Origin of the sequence: Bacteroides gallinaceum, assembly GCF_030373775.1 — a bacterium.
Lineage (GTDB): Bacteria > Bacteroidota > Bacteroidia > Bacteroidales > Bacteroidaceae > Phocaeicola > Phocaeicola excrementipullorum.
The window spans coordinates 67,230-80,157 of the sequence record NZ_JAUDEN010000012.1; the positions used below are offsets into that span (position 1 = coordinate 67,230).

Below are 12,928 nucleotides of genomic sequence, written 5' to 3' on the forward strand. Positions count from 1 at the left end.
TTATTACCTTTGGAAAAGAAAATGAAGAAACTATGAATATACCTGCCGAATTTGACGAAATCCGTCCGTATACTCCGGAAGAACTACCGCAAGTGCTCAGCGAACTGATGGCTGATCCGATGTTTCAGACGGTCATCAAGGCGGTCATACCCGACATGAGCCCTGAAAGTTTAAGACATGTGCTGGCGCGTTGCAAGACCAATCTGGACATTCAGAAAAACATATTCTACGGACTCCTGCAAAACATCATCAGCCAGTACAGCGACGGCTTTGACCTGGACGTTTCCGCATTGGGCGACAAGCGCACCAGCTACACGTTCATTTCAAACCACCGTGACATCGTGCTCGATCCGGGACTGCTTTCGGTGGGACTGATAGACAACGGCTTCCCGACTACGGTGGAAATTGCCATCGGAGACAATCTGCTCATTTATCCATGGATCAAGAAGCTGGTGCGGATCAACAAATCCTTTATCGTGCAGCGTGCGCTAAGCATGCGGCAAAAGCTCGAATCGTCGGTCCGCATGTCACGATACATCCATTTTGCCGTTACGCAGAAGCACGAAAATGTCTGGATTGCCCAAAGGGAAGGAAGAGCCAAAGACTCGAACGACCACACGCAGGAAAGCGTGCTGAAAATGCTGGCCATGGGCGGCGAAGGGGATATAATCGACCGACTGAAGGAGCTGAATATCGTCCCTCTGTCGCTTTCTTACGAATATGACCCTTGCGACTTCCTGAAAGCAAAGGAAATGCAGCAGAAACGGGACATTGAAGGATTCAAGAAAAGTCAGGAAGACGATCTGAACAACATGAGAACAGGGATATTCGGCTATAAGGGAAGAGTGCATTTCCAGGCTGCAGCCTGCATCAGCGGAAAGCTTGAAGAACTGAGGTTCCTGCCTAAAACTGAAGTTTTCAAGAAGGTGGCTGAACTGATCGACAGGGAGATTCACCGCAGCTACCGGCTCTATCCGGGAAACTATATCGCCTGCGACCTGGCCGAAGGCACCAGCCGTTTCAGCGACAAATATACGCCGGAAGAAAAGGAAAAGTTCGAAGCTTATCTGCGGAAAAAGCTGGATCTGATTACACTCAATGACAAGGATGAAGCCTTTTTGCGCAAACGCATCCTCGACATGTACGCAAATCCGGCACTCAATCATCTGAAAGCGATCGGGGCATGAAAAAATTGCAGTTACTGACAGGAAGTTTGCTGGTGTGCCTTGCCGTGTCTACGGCATGCAAGGAGGAGGAATATGTATATCCCGATGTGATAACCGAATTCATCGATGCGGGTACAGACGCAGAAGGGAGCCTCCAGCGGCTGATAACCGACAATGGAAAAACATTGGAAATCCAGAAACGGGACGGACTGGACGGACTGGACGCAGACACAATCTACCGGACCGTTTCTGTCTACACGCTGCAAGACAATAACGAAGCATACCTCTACTCCGCACAACTGGTGCTTTCCATGATTCCTGTCGCAACGGATTATTTCAAGGATGAAATTAAAACAGACCCGACTGATATCCAGAGCATCTGGCAGTCGGGAAACTACCTGAACATGATTCTGACTCCGCTCGTAAAGGACCAGAGCCATGCTTTTCACTTTGTAAACCACGGCATAACGGAAAGCAACGGAAAACAGATCCTTCACCTGGAACTGTATCATGACCGCAACAACGATCTGGAAGCTTTCAGCAAAGAAGTTTACCTGTCTGTCCCATTATGGGCATACCGGAACGAACTTCAACAGAATGACAGTGTCTTTTTTGAAATCAATACATACAAACAGGGAAAAACTGTTTACAAATTTCTCTATCCTGAAATTCATACCTATTAGCAAAGACTGACCATGAAGAAACTATTTCAGATTATCACCTTCTGCCTGTCGGCAATTATCATACCGGCATGTGCCGGCAAAGCGGATACAAAATTCACAAATCTGTCTGCCGATGAGTTTGAACGACTTATCGATGACAGTGAAGTGCAATGCGTAGACGTGCGTACAGCAACTGAATATTCAGAAGAACACATAGCCGGAAGTCTGAACATCAACGTGCTGGACCAGCACTTCCTCGATGACGCCGAAAAACAGCTTGAACACAACCGCCCCGTAGCCGTCTATTGCAGGAGCGGACGCAGAAGCCGGAATGCAGCCGAACGGCTTTCAGAAAGAGGCTATACCGTCTTCAATCTGGACAAAGGATTTGAAGGATGGAAGGACGCAGGGAAAAACACGGAGAAATAACACCAGGCATTAATCAATAAAACAACCATACCATGAAAAAATTTCTATTTTATGTACTGCTGCTGGCTCTTTTCCCAACAGGAATGCTGGCGCAAACCAAAAACACATTCGAAATCAAAAACGGCCATTTCTACCGGAATGGAGAAATAGTACCGATTCTTTCGGGAGAAATGCATTACTCACGCATCCCACACCAATACTGGAGGCACCGCCTGCAAATGATGAAGGGAATGGGACTGAATACAGTCGCCACTTATGTATTCTGGAATCTGCACGAAACCGAACCAGGCAAATGGGACTTCAGCGGAGATAAGGATCTGGCCGAATACATCCGCACAGCAGGAGAAGAAGGCATGATGGTCATTCTTCGCCCGGGCCCATACGTATGCGCCGAATGGGAATACGGAGGGTATCCCTGGTGGCTGCAAAACGTGCCCGGCATGGAAGTCAGACGCGACAACAAGGCTTTTCTTGAACACACAAAGGCTTATATCAACCGCCTGTATCAGGAAGTGGGCGATCTGCAATGCACCAAAGGAGGCCCAATCATCATGGTGCAATGCGAAAATGAATTCGGATCATACGTATCCCAGCGAAAAGATATTACCCTGGACGAACATCGCAGATACAACGCGAAAATCAAACAGCAACTGGCCGACGCCGGCTTTGACGTTCCCTTGTTTACATCCGACGGAAGCTGGCTGTTTGAAGGCGGAACCACGGAAGGAGCACTGCCTACCGCCAACGGAGAAAGTGATATCGAAAACCTGAAAAAGGTTGTCAACCAGTATCACGACGGCAAAGGCCCGTATATGGTGGCTGAGTTCTATCCCGGATGGCTCTCGCATTGGGCTGAGCCGTTCCCGCAAGTAAGCGCCTCCGAAATCGCCCGCCAGACAGAAGCATATCTGAAGAACGACGTGTCTTTCAACTTCTATATGGTTCACGGAGGAACGAACTTCGGATTTACCAGCGGAGCCAACTACGACAAGAAGCGTGACATCCAGCCGGACATGACAAGCTATGACTACGACGCTCCCATCAGCGAGGCAGGATGGGTTACGCCCAAATACGACTCCATCCGCACGGTCATCAAGAAATATGTAAAATATGAGGTTCCCGCTCCTCCTGCTCAGAATCCGGTCATCGAAATCCCTTCGATCAAGCTGAACCAGGTGGCCGACCTTCTGGCATATACCGAAAGAATGCAGCCGGAAACCAGCGCAGACCCTCTGACATTCGAGCAACTGAACCAAGGGTACGGATATGTGCTCTACACGCGCCGGTTTAACCAGCCCATAAGCGGAACGCTTGAGATACCCGGACTGCGCGATTTTGCCGTAGTATACGTCGACGGCGAGAAAGCAGGCGTACTGAACCGCAACACGCAGACCTATTCGATGGAAATAGAGGTCCCGTTCAATTCCACCCTGCAGATTCTGGTAGAAAACATGGGACGCATCAATTACGGCAGCCAGATCACGGAAAACAGCAAAGGAATCATCAGTCCGGTAACTATAGCCGGCAAGAAGATTACAGGCGGATGGAACATGTATAAGCTGCCGATGAGCCAAGCGCCGGAATGCGGCAAAATGGGAAGCTGCACATTCACAAACAGTGCCGCCCAGGCTGCAAAGCTGAAAGACAGTCCGGTCATCTACGAAGGAACATTCACGCTTGACAAAACAGGCGACACATTCATCGACATGGAAGAATGGGGCAAAGGAATCATCTTCATAAACGGCAAAAACATTGGCCGCTACTGGCAGGTAGGACCGCAGCAGACGCTTTACATCCCGGGCGTATGGCTGAAGAAAGGCGAGAACAAGATTGTCATCTTCGAACAGCTGAACGAAAATCCGAAGACAGAAGTGAAGACTGTCAAGACTCCGGTCCTGACCAAACTGCAATAAATCCGGCTCTGGCCAAAACAAAAGACGCAAGGCCACGGAGTTTTTGTACGCACAGCAGAACGCTCTGGGGCTTTGCGCCCTATCACCTCAAATCATTTACAGCATGAAAGCACTGTTAGTATCCATCCTGTTGGGACTCGGAGCAGGATGCTTCGCCCAACAAACCGAAAAATACCCATTAGGAAATTACCAGGAACTGACCGACACCAAACCGCACGACAGCAAAGAAACCTGGATGAAAATGAACGCCCCTGCCGCTCTGAGCTGGGGAACAACCGACATGCGCTATACCAAACTGAATATCCCGGATGTGAAGAAAAGCACCCGGATACAACTGAAAGCCTGGAAAGGAGAGCGCGTCAATGCGCAGGCGGTGCTGTGGACAAGAAACGATCTCAACCATGTTTCCGTTGCGGTCAGCGACCTGAAGAACGGCAAGTCAGCCATCCCTTCATCAGCCATATCCACTCATTTTGTACGCTACGTAATGACCGATGAATTCGGACAAGGATGCGGACACCGCCCGAACAAAGCCGAATGGGACTCGCTGATCGTGGCAGACGCACTCGACATAAACAAGACACTCGACGTAAAAGCTTGCAGCACCCAGCCTGTCTGGATAAAGATATGGGTGCCGTCGGATGCAAAGGCCGGAAAATACAAGGGAACACTGACTGTATCCGGAGAAAATCTCAGTCCCATGAAACTGCAAATGGAGGTGGAAGTGCTCAACCGTACGCTTCCCGAGCCGAAAGACTGGGCGTTCTATCTCGACCTGTGGCAAAATCCATATGCCGTGGCGCGGTATTATCAGGTGCCTCTTTGGAGTCAGGCTCATTTTGACGCGATGCGCCCGATCATGAAGATGCTGGCAGATGCCGGACAGCGCACCATCACCGCAAGCATCATGCACAAGCCATGGAACGGACAGACCGAAGACCACTTTGACAGCATGATTACGCGCATCAGAAAAATCGACGGCACGTGGGAATATGACTATGCCGTATTCGACAAATGGGTAAGCTTCATGATGGATGAAATAGGCATTGACGACATGATTTGCTGCTACACCATGATTCCGTGGGCCTTACGCTTTGACTACTACGACCAGGCAACCAACCGCATACAGTTTGTAGAAGCCAAACCCGGCGACAAGGCTTATACCGAATACTGGGGAACTTTCCTGAAAGATTTTGCGGACCACCTGCGCAAGAAAGGATGGTTTGAAAAAACGGCTATCTCCATGGACGAACGGCCGATGGAAGCCATGCGTGAAGCTATCAAAGTAATCAAGCAGGCCGATCCGGAATTCAAGATCACACTGGCCGGAAACTATCATGCCGAAATCCAGGAAGACCTGCACTATTTGTGCATCCCGTTCGGACAGAAATTCCCGGACGACGTGCTGGCTGCCCGCAAGAGCAAAGGACAAATCAGCACATACTACACTTGCTGCGTGGAACCATTTCCGAACCTCTTCACTTTTTCTGATCCGGCAGAAGCTGCATGGACGGCCATACATGCCGTTGCAGACAATTACGAAGGCTATCTGCGCTGGGCCGTAAACAGCTGGACCGCCGACCCGCTGCGCGACTCCCGCTTCCGTACATGGCCGGCTGGCGACACTTACAGCATCTACCCCGGGCCGCGCAGCAGCATCCGCTTCGAACGACTGGTAGAAGGAATCCAGGACTGCGAGAAAATCCGCATCCTGCGCAAGGAACTGGAATCAGAAAAAGCCGCCGGCAAACTGAAAAGGCTGAATGAAGAAGTCGGCAAATTCAAGTTCGACAACATCAGCGGCTCCAAGCCGTCGGCAAGCACTATGGTCAACAGGCTGGAAGAGATTCTCAACTCGCTATAAGCGCTTCCGCACAGCCCATGAAAAAAGCCCCATCTTTCGGTGGGGCTTTTTTCATTTCCACGTGGGCGTTGACGGATTCGAACCGCCGACCCTCTGCTTGTAAGGCAGATGCTCTGAACCAGCTGAGCTAAACGCCCGAAAGGGAAAGTTGACAATTTTTGTTTTCGGAGTGGGCGTTGACGGATTCGAACCGCCGACCCTCTGCTTGTAAGGCAGATGCTCTGAACCAGCTGAGCTAAACGCCCGAAAACGATCTTGTTCTTTTTGGTGGGCGTTGACGGATTCGAACCGCCGACCCTCTGCTTGTAAGGCAGATGCTCTGAACCAGCTGAGCTAAACGCCCAAAAAGAAAGCAATGAACAACGAGAAATACGAGTGGGCGTTGACGGATTCGAACCGCCGACCCTCTGCTTGTAAGGCAGATGCTCTGAACCAGCTGAGCTAAACGCCCGATATCTCGTTCTGATTGCGGTTGCAAAGGTACAGCTTTATTTTTAACCTGCAAACTTTTCCGCCGTTTTTTTGAACGCAAAATAAAAATTGTCGCCTGCCGGACCCGCATGCGGCAAACGCACAGACTCAAAAGAAACGCCAACGGCCGCATGAAAAGAACCGGAATGCACCCGGAATTCTTCAAACCACAACGTGGTTTGTATAAACGGCATCGTGGTCTGTACAAACGACACTGCCGTTTATACAAACAGCAATGCGGTTTGAAGTTTGCATAAGGATACATCCGCTTCAAATCCGGCAAAAACGGGACAATTTCTTTCTTCCTACCCGATAAAGTATGAATTATTGTGTGTACCTTTGCAGCACAGAAACAGCAAAGGTCAACATGAAACAAAGAACCGCAAAATACATCAACGTCAACGGCCGGCTGATGGATCTCTCCCGCCCGCAAGTGATGGGAATCCTGAATCTCACACCCGACTCTTTTTATGCCGGAAGCCGGAAACAGACGGAGCAGGAAATTGCCTGCCGGACAAACCAGATCATCTCTGAAGGAGGAAGCATCATTGATGTCGGCGCATATTCTTCACGGCCCAACGCAGCAGACGTCCCCGTGCAGGAAGAAATGGAACGGCTGCGCAAAGGACTGGCTGTCGTATTCAGAGAGCAGCCTGAGGCCGTCGTTTCTGTCGACACCTTCCGCGCGGATGTCGCCAAAATGTGCGTAGAAGAATTCGGTGTCGCCATCATCAACGACATCGCCGCCGGAGAAATGGACAAAGATATGTTTCATGCCATAGCGCGCCTGGGAGTTCCCTATATCATGATGCACATGCAGGGAACCCCGCAAAACATGCAGCGGCATCCTCACTACGACCATCTGCTGAAGGAAGTCATCTGCTATTTTTCGGAAAAAGTGCAACGGCTGCGCGACATGGGAGCCAAAGACCTGATCATCGACCCGGGATTCGGTTTCGGGAAAACGCTGGCCCACAACTACGAACTGCTTGGCAAAATGGAAGAACTCTCCATCTTCGGCCTCCCCATACTGGTGGGAGTGTCGCGCAAGTCAATGATATACAACCTTCTTGGCGGAACGCCCGAAGACGCGCTCAACGGAACGACGGCCATAAATACAATCGCATTGATGAAAGGGGCGGACATCCTGCGCGTCCACGACGTAAAGCCCGCAGCAGAAGCGGTGAAAATTGTATCAACAATGAACGACACGACTAACTGAAAAACAGAAACCCATGCCTTTTGACATACACATACTCAGCCTGAAAGACATACTGGACATCCTGCTGGTAGCCTTCCTCCTCTACAAGACATACAAGCTGATGAAATCGTCCGGTTCCATCAACATTTTCATCGGGATCCTGGTTTTCATCGTAATATGGGTTATCGTGTCGCAGGTGCTTCAGATGCGGCTTCTCGGATCCATATTCGACAAACTGGTCAGCGTGGGAGTCATTGCCCTGATCGTGCTTTTCCAGGATGAGATCCGTCACTTCCTGCTGTCTTTAGGATCGCGGCACCGGAGCAACGGGCTTTTCCGCTTTCTGAAAGGAAACAAAAAAGGAGAAACGCAAAAGGAAGACATCATGCCGATAGTCATGGCCTGCCTCAACATGAGCAAAGGAAAAGTGGGAGCCCTCATCGTCATCGAAAAAGACTTTCCGCTGGATGACATTGTGCGCACAGGAGATGTCATCGACGCGAACGTCAACCAGCGGCTGATCGAGAACATCTTCTTCAAGAACAGCCCTCTGCACGACGGAGCAATGATCATAAGCCACAAGCGGATCAAGGCAGCCGGATGTATCCTACCCGTATCACACAATCTGGACATTCCCAAGGAACTGGGACTCCGCCATCGTGCCGCACTCGGAGTTTCGCAGGAAACAGACGCCATGGCCGTCATCGTATCGGAAGAAACCGGAGGAATCTCCATCGCATACAAAGGGCAATTCCATCTGAAGCTTTCTGCAGAAGAACTGGAGCGCATGCTTACCAACAAAACGGAATAGTCCGCACGCCTCAGTCCAGCATCAGGTTCATATAAGGCAAATGGCCTTCAAAAAACAAACGGGTGAGCCCGGATATCGTATAGGCGGAAAAATCCTGACCCGCTTCGTCTACACGCCGGCAAGCGCCTCCCTCCAGAAGGAAAAGCGCGTTGTTTACCGCAATGGCCTCATCTCCCTCCACTTTAATGAACCGCGGAACATCATCGCAATGAACACGGGCGTAAAGAGAAAGCATCTGTTCGGCATTGATTATGCGTGCCATCCCATACACACGGAGTTCGCCTTCAGACGGAGATACAATCCGCATCTCTCCTGCCCGGTAATGCAGGCGGAAGAAACGCAGCAAAGCTTCATGCGGCCCAGTTCCGGAAGCGAACATTTCGCGGACAAGCAAACCCGTGTCCCGCTTCAGACAAAGCGCCAGTCCGGAAACCTTCTTCCCGTCATAGACAGCCCACACTTCCCCTCCGTTCAGACTCCAGTCGGACAAGACTATCTGAAAGTCTTCTTCCGTATGCAGCACTGAAAAAGGCAACGAACGGAGATGTTCATAAAGATATGGACAAATCTCTTCCGGAAGAGTTTTGCACAGATCTATCTTTTTGATTTCCAATGAAGAGTTGGAGTTATCAACAGATTTGCACCCACCTGTTAATAACTTGACATGCTGTTGAAATCCCGGCACATAGCCCGAACGGGCATAATAGCCGAAAAGCCATTCTTCCGCAGGAATCAGTCCTGCCAGCCATTTGCCTTCTTCATACATGCGGCGATGCGCCGAAGCAAGCAAACGCTTCATGAGTCCCCGGCCGCGATACGCAACGTCCGTACAGGCTCCCGAAATATAGGCCATCGGAATCACTTCTCCGTAACAAGTCATCGGATAAGGAATGCGCTGCAGAGCCGACACCACCTTTCCGTCTTCCTCCAGACAAGTATTGATCTCATCCGTATAGCGGCGGCCGAAATACAAATCCATGAATTCTTCCGAATCGCCGAAGCATTCTTTCCACAGCCTGCGCACCTGCTCTTTCACACTCATCTCAGCGTAGCCATGTATTTTTCCAGAATCACTTCCGGCTGATACGACAATTTAGCCTTGCGCAGACCCTCCAGCCCCAAGTCTTCTTCACGGTTGATATAAATATACTGCTCCGGAAGATGGTTGGCAAACTCGTAATTGATCATCGCATACGCGCCCTCAAAATCCGTATTCGCCTTTTCCACACAAGTGTCGAAAGTGGCTGCATTGATCGGCGCCCCATAGGTGAAAGCCACGATCTCACCGCCAACATGAAGGACACCTCCCTGCAAGCCAAGCTCGCTTATATGCTCCAAGGCGGCATTCATCGAACGGCGCTCGTTCAGCAACGCCTCATTTTCCGCACAATCATTGGCCTTACACCACAAGTTCTCAAGCCGGATACATTCCGGCACCAGCTCAGGAGTAAGCTCTTTGTATTCGTAATCCGGGAAATTCGTCCGGAAACGGTTGATATGATTCCGTTTCGGCTGGAACTTCTTCCCTCGCAACGAAGCCAAATCCGAACGCAAATAGATGTAGTCTGCATAATCACGGTCCGATTCAAATTCAAAATGGTTGGAGAAAGCTTCTTCCAGTTCCTCGCGCATATCGGCACAGACACCCAGCATCTGGAACTTTTCATTTTGGGATTCAGCGTCTTGAATCAGCATTTCAATTACCGGGCGGACATTGCCCTGCCCCACCGGCATCATGTATGCCAGCGCACCGTCTACCCGGAAGCGGAACAGCAGAAACCCGTCCGCCTCAGCCAGCTCCGTATGATAAAGGAAACGCCAGCTGTAAAGATTCGAAAACGACAAGTCGCAATTGCGCCGCGAACTGACAAGCGTGTATTTCTGCACCCGCTGCCTGTCTTCCAGTTTTATCGGATTGAAATCAATCATATGTAATTCGAGATATATTCATTTTATGTTATTCCATCTCTTCCGAAAGATGACGGGACATTTTGAACAAGCCGCCAGCCCGGCCCAAACGAAACGGGCCGTCATCTTGACCAAGATGAGCCGCCACCTTTTTATATAACTTGCGACATCCTGAATTGTTCATTCAATACATCCCCAGCAGATGCAGGATAGTGGGAGTCAGCAATGCGGTCAGAATGCCGTTCAAAGTAAGTCCCAGGCTGGCATAAGCCCCGTATTTGCCGCTCACCTCCATGGCGCGCGAAGTCCCCACGGCATGAGATGCCGTTCCCATTGACAGCCCTTGCGCTATCGGACTCCCGACATGACCCACCTGCAACACCTTGAAACCGCAGATGGCACCGAACAGACCGACAACAATCACCACGGCGGCCGTCAGCGAAGGAATTCCTCCAACCGCATTCGAAACTTCCATCGCAATCGGCGTAGTCACCGATTTCGGAGCCAGCGACATGACCACCTCAGGCGAAGCGCCCATCACTTTCGCAATGACCGTCACCGAAACCAAGCCGACAATACATCCCGCCAACTGGGATACAACAATCGGCATGAGCTGCTTCCTGATCATCTTCAACTGCAAATAAAGCGGCACGCCCAAAGCCACGACCGCCGGCTTCAGCCAAAACTCCACCAGCGAGCCAGCCTCTGAATAAGTTTCATAAGAAACTCCCGTCAGCTTCAAAAAGCAAATCAACAATGCAATCGCTATCAGAATCGGATTCAGAAGCACCCAACCTGTCTTTTTCTGCAACAATTTAGAAATGAAAAAGAAACCAAACGTAATGGCCAGCAAAAAGAACTTATTTTCGAAAAAATCCATATTTCCTAACTAATTGATGAACCCAACCTGTTACAACCAGCACAAGCACCGTACTCACTACCGTAGCAATGACAATCGGCCAGAACTGAGCCGAGATGATGTCAAAGTACAGCATCAGCGCAACGCCCGAAGGCACAAAGAAAAACCCAAGATTGGCAACCAGAAAATTGGTCATTCCCTGGACCCACTCCAGCTTAATCCAGCCCAGCTGGAGAAACAAGGTAAGCAAAAGCATACCGATAACGCTCGAAGGGAGCTTGATCCCTGTCAGATAAACAATCAGTTCACCTAAAGCCAAGCATCCGAAAAGGATAGAACATTGACGAATCATAATACCTAAAATTTATCGTATTGAAAACCGGGCGCAAAGTTATACATTCGCAGATAAAGCGAGCGCGAAAGCGGCGTTTTTTTTAAACCTGCCGTCAAACATATTTATTTTACATACTTTAAACTCAAATATTTCATCTTTTGCCAACTTGATATTACAAAAATGCTTATTTTTGCAAAGTGATAAGGCCACTTCGTTATCGCACACAGGCCAGATTATACACAATAATTCTTAATATATAACCGATATGGATTTAATTAGTCAAATCGTTGAGCGCGCTAAAGCAAACAAACAGCGCATCGTTCTTCCGGAAGGAACAGAAGAACGCACATTGAAAGCTGCCAATCAAATCTTGACAGACGGTGTTGCAGACTTGATTCTGCTGGGCAACCCGGATGAAATCATGGGGCTTGCCAAGGAATGGGGATTGGGAAACATCCACAAGGCAACCATCATCGACCCGGAAAACCACCCGAAAAAAGAAGAATACGCACAGCTGCTGTGCGAGCTCCGCAAGAAAAAGGGCATGACAATCGAAGAAGCACGCAAGCTTGTCCTCAACCCGCTGTATTTGGGATGTCTGATCATCAAATCGGGAGATGCCGACGGACAACTGGCAGGCGCCCGCAATACAACCGGCGACGTACTCCGCCCTGCTCTGCAAATCATTAAGACTGCTCCGGGAATCACCTGCGTATCCGGCGCGATGCTGCTGCTGACCCACGCTCCCGAATGCGGCGACAATGGCGTGATCGTTATGGGAGATGTTGCCGTAACTCCGGTTCCCGACGCAGGCCAGCTGGCTCAGATTGCTGTCTGCACAGCAAGAACAGCACAGGCCGTTGCCGGACTCGACCCGCGCGTTGCCATGCTGAGCTTTTCAACCAAAGGCTCTGCCAAACACGAAGTCGTTGACAAAGTTGTCGAGGCCCTCCATATTGCGCAGCAGATGGATCCGGCACTGAAGATCGACGGAGAACTGCAGGCCGACGCCGCTCTGGTTCCAAGAATCGGCGCAAGCAAGGCTCCGGGATCAGAAATCGCAGGAAAAGCGAACGTGCTGGTTGTTCCGAGTCTTGAAGTGGGAAACATCTCTTACAAGCTGGTTGAGCGTCTGGGACATGCCACAGCCATCGGACCGATCCTGCAAGGTATCGCCCGTCCGGTAAACGACCTGTCACGCGGATGCTGCATCGACGATGTATACAAGATGATCGCCATTACGGCTAACCAGGCTATCGCAGCCAAATCTCAACAGTAATTTTATTCACCAAGAAATTGAAGCAACAAAG

General features: G+C 50.2%; 12 protein-coding genes and 4 tRNA genes. 8 read left to right on the plus strand and 8 right to left on the minus strand.

Translation table 11 applies throughout. The annotated features are described in order from the left end of the window. Positions 1-32 precede the first annotated feature (32 nt). The 5 genes from QUW60_RS08235 to QUW60_RS08255 all read left to right on the plus strand — a co-directional run bounded on the left by QUW60_RS08235 (position 33) and on the right by QUW60_RS08255 (position 6,034). Complete coding sequence (locus tag QUW60_RS08235; protein ID WP_289559761.1) at positions 33-1,187, plus strand: acyltransferase; 1,155 nt, start codon at positions 33-35, stop codon at positions 1,185-1,187. Further along, entirely contained in the window at positions 1,184-1,849 is a 666-nt protein-coding gene (locus QUW60_RS08240; RefSeq protein WP_289559764.1) for a NigD1/NigD2 family lipoprotein, read from the plus strand. Before QUW60_RS08235 ends, QUW60_RS08240 begins: the two co-directional genes overlap by 4 nt. Positions 1,850-1,861: 12 nt before the next feature. After that, entirely contained in the window at positions 1,862-2,257 is a 396-nt protein-coding gene (locus QUW60_RS08245; protein WP_289559766.1) for a rhodanese-like domain-containing protein, read from the plus strand. Between the two features lie 32 nt (positions 2,258-2,289). Continuing rightward, the gene (locus QUW60_RS08250; protein WP_289559768.1) at positions 2,290-4,170 is read left to right on the plus strand and encodes a glycoside hydrolase family 35 protein; all 1,881 of its coding nucleotides are present in this window, start codon (positions 2,290-2,292) and stop codon (positions 4,168-4,170) included. Between the two features lie 103 nt (positions 4,171-4,273). Further along, positions 4,274-6,034 carry a DUF4091 domain-containing protein gene (locus tag QUW60_RS08255; protein WP_289559770.1) on the plus strand — a complete coding sequence of 587 codons (1,761 nt, stop codon included), beginning with the start codon at positions 4,274-4,276 and terminating at the stop codon, positions 6,032-6,034. A gap of 62 nt (positions 6,035-6,096) precedes the next feature. Here QUW60_RS08255 and QUW60_RS08260 read toward each other — a convergent pair. The 4 genes from QUW60_RS08260 to QUW60_RS08275 form a co-directional block, all read right to left on the minus strand. Then, a tRNA-Val gene (locus QUW60_RS08260) sits at positions 6,097-6,171 on the minus strand. Between the two features lie 33 nt (positions 6,172-6,204). After that, positions 6,205-6,279, minus strand: a tRNA-Val gene (locus tag QUW60_RS08265). Between the two features lie 20 nt (positions 6,280-6,299). Continuing rightward, positions 6,300-6,377: transfer RNA gene (locus tag QUW60_RS08270), tRNA-Val, on the minus strand. 33 nt (positions 6,378-6,410) lie between these two features. After that, a tRNA-Val gene (locus tag QUW60_RS08275) sits at positions 6,411-6,485 on the minus strand. A 387-nt stretch (positions 6,486-6,872) separates the two neighbouring features. Between QUW60_RS08275 and folP the strand changes: the two genes are divergently transcribed. Both folP and cdaA read left to right on the plus strand, forming a co-directional pair. After that, the gene (folP, locus tag QUW60_RS08280) at positions 6,873-7,727 is read left to right on the plus strand and encodes a dihydropteroate synthase (RefSeq protein WP_289559772.1); all 855 of its coding nucleotides are present in this window, start codon (positions 6,873-6,875) and stop codon (positions 7,725-7,727) included. 13 nt (positions 7,728-7,740) lie between these two features. After that, positions 7,741-8,517 carry a diadenylate cyclase CdaA gene (gene cdaA, locus QUW60_RS08285; protein WP_258336668.1) on the plus strand — a complete coding sequence of 259 codons (777 nt, stop codon included), beginning with the start codon at positions 7,741-7,743 and terminating at the stop codon, positions 8,515-8,517. Between the two features lie 10 nt (positions 8,518-8,527). Here the strand turns inward: cdaA and QUW60_RS08290 are convergent, their stop codons facing one another. From QUW60_RS08290 to QUW60_RS08305, 4 genes are all read right to left on the minus strand, one after another. After that, on the minus strand, positions 8,528-9,559 hold the full coding sequence (locus tag QUW60_RS08290; RefSeq protein WP_289559774.1) for a GNAT family N-acetyltransferase: 1,032 nt from the start codon (positions 9,557-9,559) through the stop codon (positions 8,528-8,530). Beyond that, a complete protein-coding gene (locus tag QUW60_RS08295) occupies positions 9,556-10,446 on the minus strand; it encodes a DUF2156 domain-containing protein (RefSeq protein WP_289559776.1) in 891 nt (296 codons plus the stop codon). The genes QUW60_RS08290 and QUW60_RS08295 overlap by 4 nt, the downstream gene beginning before the upstream one ends. Positions 10,447-10,609: 163 nt before the next feature. Further along, positions 10,610-11,305, minus strand: a complete 696-nt coding sequence (locus tag QUW60_RS08300) for an LrgB family protein (protein ID WP_258336671.1) — start codon at positions 11,303-11,305, stop codon at positions 10,610-10,612. Continuing rightward, a complete protein-coding gene (locus QUW60_RS08305) occupies positions 11,286-11,636 on the minus strand; it encodes a CidA/LrgA family protein (protein WP_258336672.1) in 351 nt (116 codons plus the stop codon). The genes QUW60_RS08300 and QUW60_RS08305 overlap by 20 nt, the downstream gene beginning before the upstream one ends. Before the next feature lie 247 nt (positions 11,637-11,883). Between QUW60_RS08305 and pta the strand changes: the two genes are divergently transcribed. Beyond that, entirely contained in the window at positions 11,884-12,897 is a 1,014-nt protein-coding gene (gene pta, locus QUW60_RS08310) for a phosphate acetyltransferase (protein ID WP_258336673.1), read from the plus strand. Positions 12,898-12,928 lie beyond the last annotated feature (31 nt).

What these genes read in the sequence shown, in the direction of transcription:
- QUW60_RS08305 (WP_258336672.1), bottom strand. Translation starts at nt 11,636, where the DNA reads ATGATTCGTCAATGTTCTATCCTTTTCGGATGCTTGGCTTTAGGTGAA.
- pta (WP_258336673.1), top strand. Translation starts at nt 11,884, where the DNA reads ATGGATTTAATTAGTCAAATCGTTGAGCGCGCTAAAGCAAACAAACAG.
- folP (WP_289559772.1), top strand. Translation starts at nt 6,873, where the DNA reads ATGAAACAAAGAACCGCAAAATACATCAACGTCAACGGCCGGCTGATG.
- QUW60_RS08300 (WP_258336671.1), bottom strand. Translation starts at nt 11,305, where the DNA reads ATGGATTTTTTCGAAAATAAGTTCTTTTTGCTGGCCATTACGTTTGGT.
- QUW60_RS08295 (WP_289559776.1), bottom strand. Translation starts at nt 10,446, where the DNA reads ATGATTGATTTCAATCCGATAAAACTGGAAGACAGGCAGCGGGTGCAG.
- QUW60_RS08245 (WP_289559766.1), top strand. Translation starts at nt 1,862, where the DNA reads ATGAAGAAACTATTTCAGATTATCACCTTCTGCCTGTCGGCAATTATC.
- QUW60_RS08255 (WP_289559770.1), top strand. Translation starts at nt 4,274, where the DNA reads ATGAAAGCACTGTTAGTATCCATCCTGTTGGGACTCGGAGCAGGATGC.
- cdaA (WP_258336668.1), top strand. Translation starts at nt 7,741, where the DNA reads ATGCCTTTTGACATACACATACTCAGCCTGAAAGACATACTGGACATC.
- QUW60_RS08235 (WP_289559761.1), top strand. Translation starts at nt 33, where the DNA reads ATGAATATACCTGCCGAATTTGACGAAATCCGTCCGTATACTCCGGAA.
- QUW60_RS08250 (WP_289559768.1), top strand. Translation starts at nt 2,290, where the DNA reads ATGAAAAAATTTCTATTTTATGTACTGCTGCTGGCTCTTTTCCCAACA.
- QUW60_RS08240 (WP_289559764.1), top strand. Translation starts at nt 1,184, where the DNA reads ATGAAAAAATTGCAGTTACTGACAGGAAGTTTGCTGGTGTGCCTTGCC.
- QUW60_RS08290 (WP_289559774.1), bottom strand. Translation starts at nt 9,559, where the DNA reads ATGAGTGTGAAAGAGCAGGTGCGCAGGCTGTGGAAAGAATGCTTCGGC.